Origin of the sequence: Anabaena sp. UHCC 0253, assembly GCF_009712085.1 — a bacterium.
Lineage (GTDB): Bacteria > Cyanobacteriota > Cyanobacteriia > Cyanobacteriales > Nostocaceae > Dolichospermum.
In genome coordinates, this window is record NZ_VILD01000001.1 from 671,250 (window position 1) to 693,638 (window position 22,389).

Below are 22,389 nucleotides of genomic sequence, written 5' to 3' on the forward strand. Positions count from 1 at the left end.
TTTAGCATCATGAATTACTAAATTTACTTTTTCATCGGCGTTTCCACCAAACAATAAAGCCCATTAATAAACCAATTAAAGGTAATAAAAATACAGCAGATATTGTTAACAAGTTTGCTTGCAGAGTTGAGATCACAATCCGGCGATTTTTTGGTTCTTTAGGACGAATGGAGAGAAGTTGGTCATCCTGTTGACTTAACCAACTAACTGAGTTTAAAAATACATCTCCATTTAACTGTTGTTCAAATAAACCATCAACTGCAAAATTAGAGTTTCCGAATACTACTAACCGCGATTCTTTAGTAAGATTTGGTGAAGTTGTGGGAGTTGGAATTGGTGAAGTTGTGGGAATTGGAGTTGGGGAATTTGTGGGAACTGGATTTGGTGAAGTTGTGGGAACTGGAATTGGTGAAGTTGTGGGAATTGGAGTTGGTGAAGTTGTGGGAATTGGAGTTGGTGAAGTTGATAACTTTCTAGTTAACGCTACTCCTAAAGTTAATGGACCTTTTAAATCTTGGCCTTCATTAAACTCTAATTTTTCACTTTTTTGATCACTTTCAGCCCAACTGCTAGGATAAGGTTTAGTTTTCAATAAAACCATAGACTCGATATCAGGAACAGGATCAATTTGTAGAGGACGAGTCAAAGGATATACAGAAATATTGTTACCAAAATCCTTAGTAATAGGATGTTGCCCATATTCTGTTACCAGAATAGCAGCAGGACCAAGTTGCATACTTTCCCCAGAAGTATCAATTACTAGACGATTATCTAAACGCACACCCCAATCTTTTAAAATAGGATCTATTTTCGGGTCAGTGTTGGGATTAATCATTAATAACAAGTTACCACCACGATTTAGATAAGCTTGTAAAGCTGTAACTTCCCCAGTTAATAATTCTTTTTGGGGACCGGCAATAACTATAACAGCAGCATCATCAGGAACTTGTGGTTGTTCTGCTAAATTTAAAGGTGAGGTAGTAAAGTTTTTATCAGTTAATCCCTGAATTGCTTGAGAAATTGCCCCTTTAATAGCCGTAAGTGGGTGTTCACCATGACCTTGCAGAAAGTAAACTTTAGCAGTTTTAGAACTAGTGATTTGTTGTAAACGAGTGGTTAATTGTATTTCTGACAACCGTTGATTTTCACTAATTACTTGGACTAATTGCCGCTTTTCCTGAAATTCTAAATAAACTTCACCATAATCCTTTACTCCAAATTTTTCTGCTAATCCTGGTCTTAATTGAGGATCAATATACTCAAATTTAAACTGTTTACTTTGACGCTGATAGTTATCTAATAATTCCCGATCGCCAGAATTTTGTTCTCTACTAAATAACCAAACTTTCATTGGTTGGGGCAAATTACTGACTAATTCCTTTGATTGAGGAGATAGGGTAAATAGTTGAGTATCTGTTAAGTCTAGACGCAAATGGTAACGACTTCCTAAAAAATTAATAAATCCCAATATTACTAATACTGACAAAGTTGCGATGACGGCATTAGTACCACTTTGGGTAGAACGTTTTTGCCACCATTTACTTTTCTGACTTTTTCCTAGCACCCACAAACAACAAATTACTAAACCTGTTATTAATAATAATAAAGGGATTGTTCCCCATTTTTCTGATATCAAACCAACCGTTAGACCAGCAACTAGAAAGAATGGTCCTAGCCAAAATACAAATTTCCAAAGTTTATTTTTATTCATTTGGTAACAGGGAATAGATTAAAATTCTTTAATAATTGACAATTGACAATTGACAATTGACAACTAACTACTAACTACTAACTACTGACAACTGACAACTAACTACTGACGTTGAAAGCGAAGTGCATCAATTGATTGGGCTGTGAGAAAAATACCTAAGATAATGTAACTAGCAAATAAAATCAAGGCGCTAGTATCAAAAATTCCTTGAATTAGGGTATTGTAATGTTTCAGAAGGGATAGATGACTCACAGCTTCACCAATAGGACCAGGAATGCTTTTTGCGATTAAATCAATGAATAACAGCAAAATGACTACGCCAAAAGTGAGGACAGCCGATAAAATTGTACTGTCTGTTAATGAAGAAATAAACATTCCTAGAGATAAAATTGCTGCTGCGAATAAGAGTAATCCTAAATGACCAAGTAAGGGAATAGTGGGAGATATGGGGGGATTAGAACTAGATAAAGCGATCGCTTCAAATCCTAGCAAAGGTAAAATCATGGTCACAAAAAATGTTAATACCCCTAATAGTTTCCCTACGGCTACAGCCCAGTTAGTAACTGGTGATGTGGCTAAAAGTTCTAAAGTTCCTCGCTTGCGTTCTTCGGCATAAAGTCCCATGGACAGAATAGGTAATATAAATAGCATCAACCATCCCATCCGATCTAAAAATGCCCGCACAAATTCATAAGGAACATCTATGATCGGTGGTTGGACTCCAAATTGTTGCCCTTGTAAATCATAGCTAGAAACTGTGACTAAAATTCCTTCGGGTCCCAATAAAATCATCACAAAAAATAAACCTGCCAAAAACCAAAATACACTCGCTATTCCATAGGCTAAGGGCGATATAAAATAACTCTGTAGTTCTCGACGATAAATGGCAATAATATTGGCGATTACTATACCCATTTATGCAACTTCTCCTGCTTCAATTTCTGAGTTAATATCTGTGGTGGCTTCTGATTCTTCAATTTCTGAATTTATCCCTGTAGAGAAATTCTTTTCTGATGTAGTTAATTTTAAGAAGACATCTTCTAGTGTGGCACTAACACGACGCATTTCATATAAACCAAATCCAGCCCGAACTAAAGCCGCAGCAATTTCTTTTCCTGGTTCTTTTCCCGGCTGTAAGATTACCCGTAAGTAAGTATGATGTTCTGGCAAGTTGTGATGGTTAGGAACTGATTCTACTAAACTCACACCGGATATTTTTTGTAACATTTGTTTAGCTAAAGGTGCTTCTCCTGTAATTTCTAATTCATATCCTGCCCCACCTGTTAATTGTGTCACTAAATTTTCTGGGGTATTAGTTGTGACTATTTGCCCACGATTAATAATGGCCACGCGGCTACAGGTCATGCTCACTTCTGGGAGAATATGAGTAGAGAGAATAATGGTATGTGTTCCTGCTAAACTTTTAATTAAGTTCCGCACTTCCATAATTTGCCGAGGATCAAGACCAACTGTAGGTTCATCCAAAATAATTGCTGGCGGATCATGAACGATCGCTTGGGCAATTCCCACTCTTTGCCGATAGCCTTTAGACAGTTTACGAATAATGACTTGGCGCTTATCTTGTAAATTGCAGCGGTTAATGGCTGCTGTTACCTTGCTAGGGCGATCGCCTGAAGCAATTCCTTTAATCCTGGCGACAAAATGCAAAAACCCTTCTACCGTCATCTCTGGATACAAGGGTGGTGTTTCCGGTAAATAGCCAATTCGCTGCCGCACAGCTAAAGAATGATCATGGACATCATAACCTGCAATCTTCGCTGTGCCACTGGTCGCAGGTAAATAACCGGCTAAAATTCGCATGGTCGTAGTTTTACCAGCACCGTTAGGACCCAAAAATCCCAAGATTTCCCCAGGTTCAACCCTAAAGGTGACATCAGTAATTGCTGTTGTCGAACCATAAATTTTACTGAGATGCTCAACTTCAATCATAAGACCTCGCGGTAAGTGGGAAACTCAGTCACAAAGCATGCTGAGAGGGAAACGACGCGGGCGGTTTTAACCGCCGTGATAATTAGTCCTGTTGATCGTCGAATCAACTTAACTTTTTTAACAGTGCATTGTCCAAGCCGCTTCCAATTAGCGTCACTGACAGAAACTTGTTTTTCAGTGTCTCCACTAACCCAACCAAAGAAGGTTTTGCTGCCTTGACTTGCTCTTACAAAGTCGCCTTTTCTAAAACCATGTCTAGTTGTAGTGCCTCCATATTTACGACGATTACCACATGAGTTAAAAGTCATTAAATGGAGTTGTCTACGGCTAACAGGAGGGCGACGAACAATGGTGAATTGGGATTCTGTAACATCTACATTCCCTATCCAAGATGCACCATGGTTTTTAGCGCCTTCCCATATCTGATATTTAACAAATTCAGAGCAACCTAACGTTACTGCGTCAACAGCGTGCGTTTCTGGTATTTGCAAAGATTTATCGGCTTTTTCTTTATGCAATCCCAGATGCTTACGAAGGTTTGATGTTTCCCAGCCCTTCTTTAAAACGACATTTACAAGTTTTGATAGTCGGCTCATTTGGTATCTTTGACCAACCATAACGGGACTGAAGCCTTTGCTGCCTCGTGCTTCAACTTCTTCAACAACAATTGTTTTTATTGGGTAAAGTTGGAGAAGCAAATTAATTACCCGATATTCCAAGTCTTTATTTGCTCTGATACTTGGAGGCAATTTTGAATTGTGACGATTATCAAATCTAGCTTGACGATGATTACGGTCACTAAAAAATAGCTTTCTATTAATTCGCCTTCCGCGTCTATTACGCCGCATCATTGCTCGTTGCTCCATTCGGTCTTTGACTGTTTTGAATGGTAAAACTAAATGCAGCATCTGTAAGGTGAACTTTTTGGATTGAACCGCTATACCTGAAAAAAGTTTACCAGGGTCTAAACCAATAACTATTTCTTGTGTTTCGGTATTGCTTGTTTGGACTAATAATTGGACATAAAAGATGCCAAGTTTGTCGAATTTGCCGATTGCTTTACCATCCTTGATCCATCGCCTTGCTCGACTTGGTTTCGTCGGCATCAATGGCGTGCTATTTGCTGAAATTACTGGTACTCGCATCAAGAGATAATCCTTCGAGTAAGTTTACTGTCCCTTCGCTCAACGCAATCAAGATGTCTTGGCTTTACCCAACGCTATTACAAGATAGCTTGAAGATAATCCGAACTAGGGAAGTATTCGGAAGTTCGTACCAAATTGCGTCTCCATGAGCTAGTCAAACACGTAAGTCTTGATTTCTTACAAGCTCAGTGGCTTTAGCCCTGAGTTATTGACCTGTTCAATAATGAGAATATCCAAACAATCTTAACTAAAGAATTGTTAATTGGTAATTGGTAATGCCTTTCTTGAAGTTTGTTCCTTTACACAACTGGGCGCAGGACTTACGACTCCTGACTCCTGCTGTATGAACTTGTATTAAACGCGCATAATTTTATAATATATAGTATTATATACTTTCAGTGTCTAACTGTATTTTCAGTGCATATGTAAAAAAGAATACAAAAAGGTAACTATATAATTAAAATTAACTAATATTTCATGAAGTTAATACAATAGTGTCAAATTTTTTAGGTAACACTAGTTGTATGATCTATAAAATGAATAGTTAACCTTGCCATCCCAAATAATAGTTGAAAATACTAATAATTCAGAATATAGTAAAAATTTTACATAAAGTACCCAAATACATAAAATTTTAAGGAAGAGGCATGGCAGGAAATGAAAGTGAAAAAATTCGTCATTTATTAGTTGTCCAAGATCCACAAGGGCAGCGGACTCTTCCATTGCTAGAAGCAACTTACTCTCTAGGAAGGGATTTAAGAAACGCTATCGTTCTCCATTCTCGGTCTGTATCTAGACAACACGCAATTTTATTAAGAGTCACAGTTCCGAATACTGACCAATATAGTTTTCGGATTATTGATGGTAACTTCCAAGGAAAAAGAAGTACCAATGGTTTATTTGTCAATGGCAACAAATGTCTTTCTCATAATCTTCAAAATGGAGACGTTGTTGCTTTTGGGAATAATAATACTCAAGCTAAATATTATGTTATTAGCAACCTTTCTGAGCAAGCATTTTCTGCATCTTGTGAAGCCGATGACTTGTCTGATTTCTTGTCAGGCAAAGTAAATTCTGGTTCTCCCTTTGAGACATCTATTATACGCGATAGTAATTTTGAAGCTGCTAGTGATGCAGCCTTAGCCCGTCTAGCCTCCTTTCCAGAACTTATTCCTAATCCCATTATTGAAATGGATTTAGAGGGAATAGTTACTTATCTAAACCCGGCAGCAGCAGCAAAATTTCCTAATCTGAGGCAGTTAGGTCAGAAACACCCAATTTTGACACAATTATTAAAAGCAGTTGAAAATCAAACCCAAACTTCCTTTGTGCGGGAAATAACAGTTGGGGAGGAAATTTTTGAGCAATCTGTTCACTACTTACCACAAAGTGATTTAATTAGAACTTTTATTATTAGAGAAATTACAGAACAAAAACAAGCTGAACTAGAACTAAAACAACGCGATCGCCTATTACAAGCAGTAGCTGAAGCAGCTAATTATTTATTAGCAGAAATGAACTATGAGATAGCTATCGAAAAAGCACTAGCAGCATTAGGAGAAGCTACCAATGTCGAACGAGTTTATCTATTCCAAAACCACCCCCATCCAATTACCGGGGAAATGTCTGTTAGTAAAAGATTTGAATGGATTAAATCTGGTGCGGAAACTTCTCTTTACCATTGGCAAAATCAGTCCTATCAAAACTCTGGATTAGAACGCTGGTATCAAACACTATCTCAAGGTGAAACTATTAGTGGCTTTACCCAAACATTTCCCCTCACCGAAAAAGAACTATTGATGGGCGATAATATTAAATCGCTCCTGCTTGTACCACTCAGATTAGAAACAGAGTTTTGGGGCTGCTTGGGATTGATTGAATGTACGTCAAATCGTCAGTGGTCAAAACATGAAGAATCTAGCCTGTTAACCATGGCCGCGAGTATCAGTGGCGCTCGTCAACGTCAGCAAGTAGAAGAAAAAATGCGCTATCAAGCCATGCACGATTTACTGACTGGACTGCCAAATCGGTTATTATTCAACGATATCCTCAACCGCTGCATACAAGAAAGAGTGCAGACAGAGGAAAGTATTGCGGTGATGTTCCTGGATCTGGATCGGTTTAAAATTATTAATGATACTTTGGGGCATACAGTCGGAGACAACTTATTGAAAATAGTCGCCCAAAGACTCCAAGATGCAATCAGACCTAACGATATTGTGGCTCGTTGGGGCGGTGATGAATTTACAATTTTATTACCACAAATCACGGAAATTCAACCCATTATCCAAATAGCTCAAAATATTCTCCAGACTTTAGAAAGTGCCTTTCATGTCCATGGACATGAACTTTATATTAGTTCTAGTATTGGCATCGCCCTCTTAGGTAAACATAGTTATGATGCCGAAACTCTCATTCAGCACGCAGATGCAGCTTTGTACTATGCTAAAGATGAGGGGCGAAATAACTACCAATTTTATAAAGAGTCTCTCAGTAAAAAGAATCCAGAACTATTGAGTTTAGAAAAAAGTTTACGCCATGCCTTAGAAAGAGACGAATTTATCATCAATTATCAACCGCGTGTCAATATTGCCACCAATAAAATTACAGGGATGGAGGCATTACTGCGTTGGTATCATCCAGAAATGGGGATAGTTTCTCCGACTGTGTTTATACCTTTAGCCGAAGAAAGTGGCTTAATTATCTCTATTGGTGAATGGGTATTACGCCAAGCTTGTAGTCAAAATAAAATGTGGCAAGAAGCGGGATATCCACCCATCACTATTGCTGTCAACCTTTCTCCTAAGCAATTTCGCCAACCTAAATTATTAGAAGTATTAACTAATATTTTAACAGCGACCCGACTAGAACCAGAATTTTTAGAATTAGAGATTACGGAAACTACAGCGATCGCCGATCTTGATTTCACGACAACTGTACTCCATAATTTAGCACAAATGGGTTTACTTCTGGCCATTGATGACTTTGGTACAGGTTATTCTTCGCTGTCGCGGTTACAGGTGTTACCATTTCATAACTTGAAAATTGATCGCTCATTTATTAAAGAACTGACCAAAGATGAAAAAGTTGCTCATATTATTCAAGCTATAGTTACCTTGGGACGCTCTTTAGGATTGAGACTAATTGCCGAAGGAGTAGAACAACCAGCAGAGTTAGAATTTTTGCGGTCAATTAATTGTGATGATGTCCAAGGATATCTTTTATACCGACCACTAACTATTGAGCAAGCTACAGAAGTTTTGAAAAACGAAAAAGATTAAATTACCACAATTGTCATTATGAATGAACTACAGTCTAACGCCCAAAATCCTGAACAGGATATAGCCACAGAATTATTAGTCAAGCTCAGACAAAAAAAAGGTAGCTGGGTAGAATGGGGACAAGCGATCGCTTACCTGCAAAAAAACGGTTATAATCCCCAAGATATCTTTGAAGCCACAGGATTTGAGCCAATTCAGCAAAATCAAGTCATCGTGGGTTCTCAGGTTTACAATTCCATGGAAAAATGTGGATCATCACCAGAAACACTAGCATATTACAGCACCAAAAGCAGTGATGTGTTATATGAATTACGGGGATTGACACAAGAAGACCGTGCTACCACTGCCGACTTAACCTTTCAGTACAAACTTGATGCAGACGTAGTTAGGGATATAGCCAAAGCAGTCAAAGATTATTCTTGGTTTCCTAATTTACCAGAAAATTTTAGCAAACATCCAGGAGATGCGATCGCCTATCAATCTTGGAAATACGCCAAACAAAAATCCGACTTATCAGAGCGATCGCGCTTAATAGCCAAAGGTTTACGGTTTGTCCACTCGGAAACAGCTAGAAAACAACTAGAACAACTGTTAATGGACTTTAGCGTTACACCTAAACTTGCACCACCAATCCTCCCCTTTTACCGACTCGAATCTGATGAAGACTTACCCCGGATTTTACCAGTGGTAGGGGAATTACCATTAACAGCACAAACCTTAAAAGCCGTACCCTTAATTACAGAAATTCAACCATTTCGCATCGTCAAATTTGCGGGAGAACAAGCTTGGGTATCCTTACCAGGATGGAAAGTGCTACTAAATGCAGAAGATCCTGTAGTCGTCATTGGTAATAGCGACATTTTCCCCAACCCCCATCAAAACAAAATTGAACCAATCATGATCGTCATAGATCGCGCTCAAAGAGAATGGGATGTTTCCAACTACTTTGTGTTTGAAAATGGCGAAAGTATTGACTTTCAATGGTTTGAAACTGCACCAGGAATTCCCCTACTAGGAAAAATGATTGTCCTAGTTCGTCCTAAGAAAATCCTGGATGAAGAATATACCAAAGACGCTTGGCAGATTGACGAATAATTAGGAAGTAGGGGCGTATCCCTGACGGGACTGGAAGCGTCAGCATTTGGTGTAAGGGCGAAGCATTCGGACGATTAATTATCGGTTGTTTCCCATGTTTATTTGCCGAATGCTTCGCCCCTACTGACACATTGGTAGGGGGAGTCAGATATCAACAATCTGTTTATTTACAGGATTTATGCAGTCTGATGTACCCTAAAACTGGGCGCAGACCCTGCGCCCCTACCTCTCTTATCCTAAATAAGATTGCTATATTTTAATGGCTAGAATAGGCAATACTTCTGTATCCAGAACCCCTAATATATGTTAAATCTAAGGCGGGATATATTGCGTTTTTAACCATAAAAACACATTATTCCTGATTGAGCTTTACCAGGTCTAATCCAGCCATGGCTAACATCCTTAGTCTGATTGCTAGTCAGTCACGGAAATCATCTACAACTATTTTAATTGTGGATAATTCTGAGACTGATCGTGCAGCCTATTCTAGTTATCTTCAATCTGACCTAATTAATAATTATGACATTTTAGAAGCAGAGACTCTCAAAGCAGGTTTAGAGCTTTGGCAATCCCAGCATCTGGATGTGGTACTGATAGATTGTAATTTGCCTGATGGCAATGGTTTGGAATTACTAGAGGCTATGGGCAAAGACTGTCCAGAAGCAAAGCTACCTGTAATTATACTAACAGACCAAGAGGATGAAAAAATAGCTGTATGTGCCATAAAAAAAGGGGCAATAGACTATTTGGTCAAGCAAAACATTACTCAATTTTCCTTATCCCATAGTATTCATAACTTACTTAATTTCACCACACTTAACCAAAAAATAGCCCAATTACAAAAGCAGGAAAACCTCATTGCGGGGATGGCTTTAAATATTCAGCAGTCTCTAAACTTAGAAGATATTTATCAGGGAATTGTGGAGAGTGTTCGCACCTTTCTTCAGGTTGATCGGACAGTTATTTATAAATTTAATTCTGACATGAGTGCAGAGATTGTTGGGCAAGCAGTCATTCCCCCTTGGAGTCCTTGTCTTCACACTCAAATTGTGGATATCTGTTTTCCAGAAAATATGAGTGAGGAATACAAACAGGGCAAAATCTTTGTAGCATCGGATATCTATGCAGCCAATCTGACAAAATGCCATCTCCAACTTTTAGAAAGCTGGCAGGTACGTGCCAATCTCGTTGTCCCGATCTTGTTACCCCAGACTAATTTCCATTCGACAAACGATAAATCTGCGATCAATGCACCATCATTGTGGGGTTTGCTAATTGTTCATCAATGTTCTGTACCTCGTGTTTGGGAAGATACCGAAATTAGCTTGATGCAACAATTATCGGTTCAATTAGCGATCGCTATTCAACAGGCCGAACTCCAGAAAAATCTCAACATTCTCAATGCTTCTTTACAACAAAAAGTAGAAGAACGCACACAAGAAATACAAATTCATGAGCATAAATTTCGAGCTATTTTCGATAACACCTTTCAATTTACAGGACTGTTGACAACTACAGGAATTTTACTAGAAGCCAACCAGACAGCTTTAAACTTTGGTGGCATCAAACTCGAAGATATCGTCAATCAGCCTTTTTGGGAAGCTGACTGGTGGTCAATTTCCCCAGTAACTCAAGAGAATTTAAAGCAAGCGATCGCTCATGCAGCCCAAGGTGAATTTATCCGCTACGAAGTAGATGTTCTCGGTGCTGGGAATAACATAGCCACCATAGATTTTTCTCTGCGTCCCCTCAAAAATGAATCAGAAGAGGTAATAATGCTGATTGCCGAGGGGCGTGATATTACTGACAAAAAGCGCATTGAACGGGAACACCAAGAAACACTCAAAGCCCTCAAAGCCTCAGAAGCTGAACTGAGAGGATTGTTCAATGCTATGGTTGATGTGATTTTGGTAATAGATAGACAGGGACGTTATCTCAAAATTGCTCCTACCAATGCAGATATACTTTACCGACCGATTGAAGACTCCCTTGGGAAAACAGTCCATGAAGTTTTACCCACTCATCTAGCAGACAAGTTTGTCAGGATAATTGGACAAACTCTTACTACACAAAAGCCCTCAGAATGCGAATATAGCTTACAGATTAGAAATCAAAAAATTTGGTTTCATGCCCAAGTTTCACCGCTTTCCCCAGAAACAGTCATTTGGACCGCGCGAGACATCACCGAAGCCAAGCGCAACGCCATCATTTATGAACAAGTAAAACAGGCATTTCAGGAAAGTCAAGAACGCTATGCAGCTCTAGCAGCATCAGTTCCAGTTGGTATCTATCGGACAAATACAGTAGGTAATTGTTGGTATGTTAACGATCGCTGGTGTGAGGAAACTGGTTTGACTTTTCAAGAAGCAGTCGGAAAGGGTTGGAAAAAAGCCTTACACCCAGAAGATCGCCACATGGTTGAGTCTCAATGGCAGCATTTGGTGCAAACAGGTGAAACTTTGAGTTTGGAATATCGGTTTGTGCGACCAGATGGGATGGTAACTTGGGTATTTGGACAAGCCATTCCCGAAAAAAGCCTAGAAAAAAAGGTGACGGGTTATGTGGGGACAATTACTAATATCACCGATCGCAAACAAGCAGTAGAAGCTTTGCATCGCAGTGAAAAGCTGTATCGCACCCTAGTAGATAACTTTCCTAACGGTGCAGTTGTACTATTTGACCATGACCTGCGTTACCTACTAGTAGGAGGCTTAGGACTAGCTAATGCAGGTTTAGCTAAAGCAGAAATGGAAGGAAAAACGATTTGGGAAATTTATCCCCCAGCAGTATGTGAGACGATTGCACCAAGTTATCAGCAAGCACTAGCTGGAGAATCAGTAACTACGGAAATTCTATATGGCGATCGCCTCTACTTAGTTCATAATATCCCTGTACGCAATGATCTGAGTGAGGTGATCTACGGAATGTCCATGACCCAAGACATTACCGAGAGCAAACAGTCCGAAGTGGCACTGAGGGATAGTGAGGAGAAATTTCGGCAATTTGCAGAAAACAATCGGCAAGTCATGTTAATCCGTCAAATTGACACCGGAGAATTGCTTTATGTTAACCCTACCTACGAAGAAATTTGGGGACAAACCACTGAGAGTTTATATCAAGATCCTGACTCCTGGATGACTTTTCTGCACCCAGATGATCGTCAACGCATTGAAGCCGTCTATAAAAATACTGGTAGACAGGGATTTTTAAATGAGGAGTATCGCATTATTCGCCCTGATGGAGCGATTCGGTGGATATGGGGAAGATGTTTCCCCATTAGGGATACTTCTGGACAGATTTACCGGATTGGTGCAATAGCTGAGGATATTACAGAGCGCAAACAGGCAGGATATGAACGGGATCAGCTTCTGCAAGTTTTGGAAACACAAAATCAAACTTTAGAAACCCAAGTTGAACAAAGAACAGCAGAACTACAACAAAGTAAAGAACGCTTTCGTAATCTTGTCGAAACCTCTAGTGATTGGATTTGGGAAGTTAATGAATCTGGATCTTACACCTACGCTAGTCCGCAAATCATTAACGTTTTGGGATATTCCCCAACAGAAATTTTAGGTAAAACTCCCTTTGATTTTATGCCTCCAGCCGAAGCGGAACGAGTATTGCCAGAGTTTATGCAATTCCTTTCCGTGCAAGCGCCTTTTCAATGCTTGGAAAATACTAACTACCATAAAGATGGACGACTGATTATTTTAGAGACAAGCGCAGTTCCCATCTTTGACGAGGATAGAAAATTTCGCGGTTATCGGGGTATAGATCGGGATATCACGATCCGTAAACTTTCAGAAGCCGCCTTACGCCAAAATGAGGCTCGATTTCAGAGAATTGCTGCCAATCTTCCTGGGGTAATGTATCAATATATTCTTCGTGCTGATGGCTCTTATGAGTTTATATATATTAGCGATCGCTCTCAAGAACTGTATGAACTAGAATCAGCCACCATTCTCAACAATGCCGATGCTGTATTTCAATTAACCCATCCAGAAGATTTACCATCTTTACAGGAATCTATTCTCCATTCCGCCTTGTCCTTACAACAATGGTCATGGGAGGGCAGAATCATTACCTCATCCGGACATCTCAAATGGATACAAGGTATTTCTCAACCCGAACGGCAAGCCAACGGGGATATTTTATGGGATGGATTAATTCTCGATATTAGCAAACAGCAAGCCGCACTTCATGAACGTCAACAGATTGAAATTGCACTGCATAAACTATCAGACAGATTGAATCTAGCCATCAAATCTGCTCAAATTGGCATTTGGGACTGGGATATGATTAACAATCATCTCGTCTGGGATGACAGGATGTACGAACTCTATGGATTAAAACCCTCCGACTTTACAGGCGCTTATCAAGCATGGGAAACCGGTTTACATCCTGATGATCTTGTATTTGGACGCATAGCTATCCAGCAAGCCATAGCTGGAGAAAGGGACTTTGAGCTAGAATTTAGGGTAGTGTGGCCTAATGGCACAATTAAATGTATCAAAGCCTACGCCCTTGTACAGCGTGACTCCCAAGGAAAAGCGATCCGGATGATTGGTATTAACTTTGATATTACCGAGCGCAAACAATCAGAAACCAAGTTACAAGCCGCAGAAATCCAACTCCGCAACTTATCAGATCGTCTGAAGTTGGCAGTCAGATCCGCCAAAATTGGGATTTGGGATTTAGATTTGGTTAACGATTCCCTGCTTTGGGATGATCGGATGTATCAACTCTTCGGTATCTCCCGCGCGACTTTGAACTTGAGTGAGAAAGCTTTAGCAAAATTTGAAACCCTGCTGCATCCTGATGATAGAGTTACTATCCGCCAAGCAGTCAAACAAGCTATTTCTGAGGAGAAAGAACTAGATATCGAGTTTAGAATTGTATTACCCAATGGCACAATTCGCATTATCAAAGGCTATGGACTCGTTCAGCGTAATTCCCAAGGGCAACCCCAACGCATGATCGGCATTAATTACGACATTAGCGATCGCAAACTAGCAGAAGCTGAAATTATCCGTAGTCGGGATTTACGAGAAGCTATTTTTAATGAATCGGCTGATGCCCTCTTTTTAGTTGATGCAGAAACAGTCACAACCATAGACTGCAACCAACGGGCTGTTGAGATGTTTGCAGTCACTAATAAAACAGACTTAATTGGGATTGAAGGGCATCAATTACAAAAGCAGCAATTCACCACCGAAGAGTTACAAGCAATTAGAGATGATATAGAGCAAAAAGGCTTTTGGAGTCGGGAAGTTGAATACAAAACCTTCACAGGTAATTTATTTTGGGGCAATCTGGCCGCTAAACAAATTACTGTAGCAGATCAAAAAATGAACCTAGTTCGAGTCACAGATATTAGCGATCGCAAACAAGCAGAAACTCAACTTCACGATACTAATAAACAACTTGCTCGCGCTACTCGTCTCAAAGATGAATTTCTCGCCAGTATGAGTCACGAACTCCGTACTCCCCTTAATGCCATTCTTGGCATCACGGAAGGATTGCAAGATCAGGTATTTGGGGTAATCAATGAGAAACAACGTCAGAGTTTACAAACCATTGAACGCAGTGGTACTCATCTATTGGAGTTAATTAACGACATCCTCGATTTATCCAAAATTGAAGCGGGACAAATGGAATTAGACTGTACCCCAGTAGTCATCCGGCAACTTTGTAAATCCAGTCTGTCTTTTATCAAACACCAAGCTTTCCAAAAACGGATTCATCTGGACATCAAGATTCAACCTAATTTACCAGAACTGTTAGTAGATGAACGGCGAATGCGACAAGTTTTAATTAATTTACTCAATAATGCTGTCAAATTCACTCCAGAAGGAGGATCTATTACCTTATCTGTGCTTCGAGAACAACATTCTCCGGAAACAAAGATTACAGATTTTTGTGATTTTATTAGGATAGCAGTCATTGATACAGGTATTGGCATCGCTCCGGAAAATCTCCATAAACTATTTCAACCCTTCGTACAAATTGATAGTTCCTTAAACCGCCAATATACTGGTACTGGCTTAGGACTTTCTCTTGTGAAGCGAATTGTGGAAATGCACGGTGGACAAGTGGGCGTAAGCAGTACAATCGGTGTAGGGAGTTGTTTTATGGTTGATTTACCATGTGCTAATATCTCTGGGAATTGGACTGAATCTGTAAATCCAGACGCATCTGAATTAGTTGCTATGACTCCAGGAAAATTATTGAAATCTCCCCTAATTTTGCTGGCAGAAGATAATGAAGTGAATATCCTCACTGTCTCTAGTTATTTAGAGGCTAAAGGCTACCGTATCGTTTTAGCAAAAAATGGTCAAGAAGCGATCGCTCTGACTAAATCCCATTTCCCTGACTTAATTTTGATGGATATTCAAATGCCAGGAATGAATGGTTTGGAAGCTATGAAACAAATTCGATTTATCCCCAATTTAGCCAATTTACCGATTATCGCTCTGACAGCTTTAGCTATGCCTGGTGATCGGGAAAAATGTTTAACAGCCGGAGCAAATGACTATCTCACAAAGCCTCTCAAACTCAAGCATTTAGCAAATACAATTCAACGGCTATTGGAGGAGATAATTGATAATTGATAATTGACAATTGACAATTGACAATTGACAACTAAAAACTCTTAATAACCAAGATTCGAGACTATTAGGACACTATTCTGATCTCCTCCTCATTCTTCCTTCTTTCCTGTCACCTGTCACCTATTTTTAACTATGTCAAATTCTCAAATTACTGCTGAAGTATTACCACTATCACCTAGTTCTCAATTAAAAGAAAATATTGCCGAAATTCGTGCCAAACTCCGTCCAGGACAGACACAAATGGCTGATTGGCAGGGGGGGTCATTAGCCGTTTCTGCTGTGCCTGGAGCGGGAAAATCTACGGGAATGGCTGCGGCTGCGGCGATCGCTATAGCCCGGCAATATCAGGATTATCTTAATACAGGCAACAAAGAATATAAACAGTTAATAGTTGTTACTTTCACCCGTTCTGCTACTGCCAATATTAAATTTAAAATTCGAGAAAATTTAAAAAATTATCTTTGCCACAAACAGGATTTGCGGTTTATACATTACATGGTTTAGCCTTAATTATTGCTACTCGTTATCCTGATTTATCCGGTTTACAGTTAGAAAATACAACATTAATTACACCGAATCAAAGTCATAAATTTATCCGCACAGCCGTAGAACAATGGATTACTCATCATCCAGAAATCTATCTGCGATTACTTGCAGGACAACAATTTGATGGGGAAGAAACAGAAAAACTCCGTCGTCAGTCTGTGTTACGAACAGAAGTATTACCAGATTTAGCTTATACCGTTATTCATGAAGCTAAAAGTTCAGGAATATCACCACAAGATTTATTCAATTGGAGTGAACAAACTCAAGATAAATATGAAATTTTAAAAGTAGCAGCAGGGTTATATGAACAATATCAAAAAATCATGCAGTTACAGGATTTTATTGATTATGATGATATGATTTTAGGGGCTTTAAAAGTTCTCCAAAATCCTAGCTCTCGTCGTCTTGAACAAAATAAAGTTTTTGCTGTTTTTGAAGATGAAGCTCAAGATTCTAGTCCCTTACAGACGGATTTATTAGAAATATTAGCTAGTGGCTTAGATGGCAATAAATTAGATAAATCAACATTAAATTTAATCAGAGTTGGTGATCCTAATCAAGCCATTAATTCTACTTTTACTCCCGCAGATCCTATTTATTTTCGGCAATTTTGCGAAGATTGCCAAAATAAAAATAGACTAGCTCAAATGTATCAAGCTGGTCGCAGTACACACATAATTATTGATGCTGCTAATTTTGCTTTAGAATGGGTAAATAATCATGGTTCAGCTAAAACAAAAAATGGACAAACACCATTTTTAAATCAGAAAATTCACTCTCTTGATATTGGTGATAACCAACAAAATCCTCAACCAGTGGGACAGGGATTAGAACTTTATACTCCTCTAGATATTCATCACACAGTTGGATTACTTTCCCAAAGAGTAATTGAGTTATTTACAGAAAATCCTCAAGCCTGTGCGGCAATATTAGTTAGAGAAAATCGTCAGGGAAGGTGGTTAGCGGCTAATTTAGCAGAGATATGTAAAGAGCATAAAATTCAACTTTATGATGTGGGAGAAAAAGAACGACGTTCTCATGTACCTCAAGAAATTTTATCATTATTACAATTTTGCGATCGCCCTCATTCTCCAGATTATCTTAAAGCTACTTTAGATGTCCTTGTGGAACGTCAATTAATTCCTACCCAAGATATTAATACTCTCGCTAGTCTTCCCGAAGAATTTTTATATCCAAGTCCTTTAGCTACAGCCCAAACAGAAATAGTTCAAAAAGCGGCTCATCTTTGTCGGAGTTTACTCCGCGCCTATTTAGAATTACCATATTATCAAATCATTTCTTTTTTAGCTTTAACTTTAAAATATGATCAATCAGAATTAGCCACCGCTGATAAACTTGCAGAACGGGTAAATCAGCAAATTTTTGGTAATAGTTCTATTAGGGAAATGATCTCAGTTTTAGGTGAAATTGTCAGTTCGGAAAGATTTGAATCAGTAGAACCAGAAAATGTTGAAGAACAATATACCAAAAAAGGGCAATTAACAATTATCACCATGCACAAAGCCAAAGGGCTAGACTGGGATTATGTATTTTTGCCTTTTCTCCATGAAAATTTAATTCCTGGGAAATTTTGGATTCCACCCCAAGGGAAATTTTTAGGCGATTTTACTTTATCAGAAGTAGCACGCGCTCAAATTCGCGCCGGACTTCATAAACAACCTCTACCTGATATTAAACAAGCTTGGGAAGAATCGAAATACTTGAAAATGGCTGAAGAATATCGGTTACTATATGTCGCTATGACTAGAGCTAAACAACTTTTATGGATGTCTGCGGCGCAAAAAGCACCCTTTACATGGAGTAAACCAGAGAATGTACAAACCTCAGTCCCTTGTCCTGTGTTTGCAGCTTTAAAACGCCGATTTCCTCAAAATTTCCTAAGTTCATAGAGATGCTAGAAAGTCTCTACAGGAGGTAGGGGCGCAGTCCCTGCGCCCAGTCAGGAGTCAGGAGAAAGAAAGAAACAGGACTTACGCAAAATATCTCTGAAACCTTCTTTCTTTTCTTCGTGTCCTTCGTTCCTTCGTGGTTCGTTCCTTCGTAGTTCGTTCTTTCGTGACTTGTGCGTAAGTCCTAAGAAAGAAGAAAGACAGAAAAATTACCCAATCCCCAGTCCCCAATCCCCTACTGACTGGTAGAATCAGAGAAAATAGCTTGGTTTTGAAACCAATCCTTACCCACCTGGATAGTAATATCTGAGCCGATATTACCAGTGCTTTCTACGCGCACTTCACCAAATCCCAAGATACTGCGTAGTGATTCGGCGCTGTCTCCATCTCCTTGTTGAGCAACAATATGAGTTACATCTAGAGGTTGTCCCCAAGGCTTAGAGATAAAGACATTGCTATATCCAGCTTTTTCCAATGTTTGAATTAGGGGACGCAACTGAGAGCGATTATTGCGATCGCTGTTTGTATTACCGCCTGTACTATCTTGAATAGCTATACGTAGCCGACTAGGCTCAATCATCTCTTGTTCTTGTGAAGTCCCTTCTAAACCAAAGTGTTGGGACATCAATTTAGCAATATTTTTTTTGTAAGGTATCCAATAACTAGCATCAAATTCGCCTGTTTCGCTAAAGCGTCCTGGTAGCATTAACATTTGCATATTCGAGCGATTAGTTCTTGAACCAAAACCAACTAGTGCGACTAATTCCTCAACAGATAGATTAGTATCAATATTTTCTTTAACAACATTGAGAATATCTGGTACTCGAGTCAGAGTTGTGGGATTAAGGGTCTGTTCAATCAAGGCACGCAATACCATTTGCTGGCGTTGAATCCGACCAATATCTCCTAGTTCATCATGCCGATAGCGCAGTAATTGTAACGTTTGTTCACCACTAAGATGTTGTTGCCCTGCTTTTAAATTAATGTATAAATGCTGGGAATCATCCTGATATTTCATATCTTTGGGGACGTAGACATTGACTCCACCCAAAGCCTCAATTAGCTTACTAACTCCTAAAACGTTAATACGAACATATCGATCAATTCCCACTCCGCCTAAAAGATTACTGACGGTTTTTGCTGTTAAAGCTGGTCCTCCGTCTACATTAGCGGCGTTAATTTTTTTGATTCCATAGCCTTCAATTCTTGTTCGAGTATCTCTAGGAACGGAAAGCATGACTATCTTTTGTGTCTCTGGATCAAATTTGATCAACAACATGACATCAGCAAGACCATCAAAAGAATTAATTTGCGGTAAATAACCAAGGTCTTTTGTTTCTTCTGGAGGGTTTTGTACATCTGGAGGAAGTATGCTCATGCCCATGACGAGGATATTCACTGGGCGCGTCAGTTGGGAAAATTGTAACCCATTTCCAGAGATGCTATCACTACCAAATACTGCTTCTTCTTGGGGACTCAGTTGAGCTTGTTGCAATGGCGTACTTTCCCAAGAAACTGCCAACAACGCCCCGGCAATTCCTGATACCATGGCAATTCCCCCCATCCCTACTGCAAACCATAGCCAGCGCCCCGATTTCGATGAGCGAGAACTTTTACCCTTATATTTAGCTTTCGCGGCTTTTTGTTGTGCTGCTGTTGTTTTTTGACTAGTCACAGACTTCCTCACACCTACGATTTTTAAGAAAACAAACTTGCCGACTTAATACATCTAAAACAAATCAGACTATGATAACCAACTCTCTATGAAATTTGCTATGAGAAACTTCCAAATATCATAAGTGATTGGTGATTGGTGATTGGTGATTGGTGATTGGTGATTGGTGATTGGTGATTGGGAAGTCCATTTTCCCCGGTCACTGAGCGTAGCCGATAGCGTAGCGTGGCGTAAGCCATAGTGCTGCATCCTACCTCTTCCCTATTCACAACTTACGCAATACTCGCTCTGCCAAATTACTAAATCCTGGTAAACGAGAAGATTTCCGTTGAATTATGCGAAAAATTAACCAAACACTCACTAAAAAATAACCAGAAGTTAAGAAACTATTGAAGATTAATAGGCGCAGTGTCAAAAAATCCGCAGCCGCCCCAGTAGTTAACAATAAATAACTTAACATCCAGATAAAAGCCAAGGTAATAGACAAACGGCTTGTAGCCAGTTGTTCCCGGCTACCCTGACGGTGGTAGAGAGTCCATAGGGATGGAAAAAAGCCGACAATGGGAATCAAATATAAAATAAGCTGTGTTTTTGATGTATCTGGATCTGGTGGTGGGAGGTTATTCATAGTGGTTGATGTGATCATAAACTAGAGATGGTGAATAACAGTGATTTAGTTAGAGATAATAGTCTGTAAAGAAGAAATCAATTTGGTTCTATAGTGTAATTATTTAAAAATGCAGACACGTAAGCTACTCAATTGGTGGCAAACACTGACACCTATAGCAAGATTTTTAGCGATCGCTCTTCTTGCTCCCTTATTAGTTCTCAATGGTTGGGCGATCGCTGCAATTTTCAATTACTTCCATTCCTTAATAGTGATTTTAGTCGGAGCTTCGGTACTAGCATTTCTACTCAACTACCCTGTTAGTTGGATGGAGACTCATGGTGCTAAACGCGAACAAGTAGCCATCCTGGTATTTCTATTAGCATTATCCATTTTATTAGCACTAGGTGTCACCCTGTTTCCTCTGGCGCTGAGTCAAGCACAGCAACTGGTGGCTCGTTTACCAGACTTAATTGATTCAGGGCGTTCTCAATTAATGATACTCAATGAAAAAGCGGAAGGTATGGGTTTACCCATCAACCTCGATGCTTTAGCGGCACAAATTAACGATCGCGTCAAAGGACAATTACAGGCGATCGCTGGACAGGTATTAAATTTAGCTGTAGTCACTTTTACCAGTTTGCTAGATTTCCTGCTGACAATGGTACTAACGTTTTATTTATTACAGCATGGCGGTGAACTTTGGCAAAGTTTAGTAGAATGGCTACCTTCTAAATTTCGCGTTCCCTTCTCTAAAACAGTGCGTTTGAGCTTTCAAAACTTTTTTATTACCCAATTAATTTTATCAACCTGCATGGCATCTGCTCTCATTCCCACCTTCCTGTGGCTGAAAGTTCCCTTTGGTTTATTATTTGGGTTAACTATTGGAGTGATGGCACTTATCCCCTTTGGCGGCTCTGTAGGTATCGCCCTGACAACTTCTTTAGTCTCACTGCAAGATGTTTCTATGGGGGTGAGGGTATTAATAGCCGCCGTCATCGTGCAGCAAATTCTCGAAAATCTGATTGCACCCCGAATTTTAGGCAGTTTTACTGGTTTAAACCCTGTTTGGATTTTAATTTCTGTTTTGACTGGGGCGAGAATTGGCGGACTTTTAGGGGTAATTGTAGCTGTCCCCTGTGCTGTTGTCATTAAAAGCATCATTAGCGCCATTCGCCCTCCCAGTCGTAATCTTGACACAGAAGACTCTTCTCCAGGGGAGATAGCTGCACCCATGACACCAGAAGAATCTTCAAAAATTGAAGCGAATAATTCCTTGAGTGTTTCTTAAAATTAACCTATTGACCTCAAAATGGATTGTTTTCCGGCGAAAGGCTGGGTTTAGAGCCAGGTAAATAAGATTTAGAGAGGGCGTTACTACTATTGTCTACCGAGGAACAACCAAATACACTGATCAGCATGACACTAGCAGCCGCTAAAACATAACGTCTTCCTAAACTTACGCCATAACGTCGTTGTAGAAAATTGGTTTTTACAGAATTCAATTTCTCTCGGTTCATTCTTTTACCTCAATAGCTCCAGATTTTCAGGTGTTTATCTAGTCAGACGTTGATCATGTGCTAGTACCGCGGGTGGAATTAAAAAAGCAGATTAAACAGGCTTTTTAGGTATTTTTAATCGTTTGTTAACTTACGCCGTGCTGTACTAGTTGTTCAATATCTCACGTCCAGGTCTATAAATCTTCAACTGTTACAATTTTGGTAACGGCTCTAGTAGGGAAAAGAAAATGGGTTGAAAGTCTTTGTGTGTAGGAGTTTCATCCTCACTGGATGTCAACTATTTCCTGAAAACTGCTATCAAAACATGAAAAAAGTCATACTTCAACCTTATTCAATCC

General features: G+C 39.4%; 12 protein-coding genes and 1 pseudogene. 5 read left to right on the forward strand and 8 right to left on the reverse strand.

The genetic code is table 11. The annotated features are described in order from the left end of the window. Positions 1-31 precede the first annotated feature (31 nt). The 4 genes from FJR38_RS02990 to FJR38_RS03005 form a co-directional block, all read right to left on the reverse strand. Complete coding sequence (locus FJR38_RS02990) at positions 32-1,711, reverse strand: Gldg family protein (RefSeq protein WP_168493651.1); 1,680 nt, start codon at positions 1,709-1,711, stop codon at positions 32-34. 102 nt (positions 1,712-1,813) lie between these two features. Further along, positions 1,814-2,626 carry an ABC transporter permease gene (locus FJR38_RS02995; RefSeq protein WP_168493649.1) on the reverse strand — a complete coding sequence of 271 codons (813 nt, stop codon included), beginning with the start codon at positions 2,624-2,626 and terminating at the stop codon, positions 1,814-1,816. Further along, positions 2,627-3,661, reverse strand: a complete 1,035-nt coding sequence (locus tag FJR38_RS03000) for an ABC transporter ATP-binding protein (protein WP_168535304.1) — start codon at positions 3,659-3,661, stop codon at positions 2,627-2,629. Continuing rightward, positions 3,658-4,806 carry an RRXRR domain-containing protein gene (locus tag FJR38_RS03005; RefSeq protein ID WP_168535612.1) on the reverse strand — a complete coding sequence of 383 codons (1,149 nt, stop codon included), beginning with the start codon at positions 4,804-4,806 and terminating at the stop codon, positions 3,658-3,660. Before FJR38_RS03005 ends, FJR38_RS03000 begins: the two co-directional genes overlap by 4 nt. 647 nt (positions 4,807-5,453) lie before the next feature. Between FJR38_RS03005 and FJR38_RS03010 the strand changes: the two genes are divergently transcribed. From FJR38_RS03010 to FJR38_RS03025, 4 genes and pseudogenes are all read left to right on the forward strand, one after another. Then, positions 5,454-8,087 (forward strand): EAL domain-containing protein, encoded by a 2,634-nt coding sequence (locus tag FJR38_RS03010; RefSeq protein ID WP_168535306.1) that lies wholly within the window; start codon positions 5,454-5,456, stop codon positions 8,085-8,087. Positions 8,088-8,105: 18 nt separating this feature from the next. Continuing rightward, entirely contained in the window at positions 8,106-9,182 is a 1,077-nt protein-coding gene (locus tag FJR38_RS03015) for a RuBisCO accumulation factor 1 (protein ID WP_168493645.1), read from the forward strand. Between the two features lie 389 nt (positions 9,183-9,571). Further along, a complete protein-coding gene (locus FJR38_RS03020) occupies positions 9,572-15,793 on the forward strand; it encodes a PAS domain S-box protein (RefSeq protein ID WP_168535308.1) in 6,222 nt (2,073 codons plus the stop codon). Positions 15,794-15,925: 132 nt separating this feature from the next. Next, positions 15,926-18,249, forward strand: a pseudogene (locus tag FJR38_RS03025) (ATP-dependent helicase). A 235-nt stretch (positions 18,250-18,484) separates the two neighbouring features. Here FJR38_RS03025 and FJR38_RS03030 read toward each other — a convergent pair. The 3 genes from FJR38_RS03030 to FJR38_RS03040 form a co-directional block, all read right to left on the reverse strand. Then, on the reverse strand, positions 18,485-19,924 hold the full coding sequence (locus tag FJR38_RS03030; RefSeq protein WP_168535310.1) for an LCP family protein: 1,440 nt from the start codon (positions 19,922-19,924) through the stop codon (positions 18,485-18,487). 69 nt (positions 19,925-19,993) lie between these two features. Further along, entirely contained in the window at positions 19,994-20,173 is a 180-nt protein-coding gene (locus FJR38_RS03035) for a hypothetical protein (RefSeq protein ID WP_168493637.1), read from the reverse strand. 16 nt (positions 20,174-20,189) lie between these two features. After that, the gene (locus FJR38_RS03040; RefSeq protein WP_174763854.1) at positions 20,190-20,552 is read right to left on the reverse strand and encodes a hypothetical protein; all 363 of its coding nucleotides are present in this window, start codon (positions 20,550-20,552) and stop codon (positions 20,190-20,192) included. Between the two features lie 109 nt (positions 20,553-20,661). Here FJR38_RS03040 and FJR38_RS03045 point away from each other — a divergent pair, with 109 nt between their 5' ends. Beyond that, the gene (locus FJR38_RS03045; protein WP_168493633.1) at positions 20,662-21,822 is read left to right on the forward strand and encodes an AI-2E family transporter; all 1,161 of its coding nucleotides are present in this window, start codon (positions 20,662-20,664) and stop codon (positions 21,820-21,822) included. Positions 21,823-21,838: 16 nt separating this feature from the next. Here the strand turns inward: FJR38_RS03045 and FJR38_RS03050 are convergent, their stop codons facing one another. Then, entirely contained in the window at positions 21,839-22,051 is a 213-nt protein-coding gene (locus FJR38_RS03050; RefSeq protein WP_168493631.1) for a proteinase inhibitor I4 serpin, read from the reverse strand. Positions 22,052-22,389: the final 338 nt, after the last annotated feature.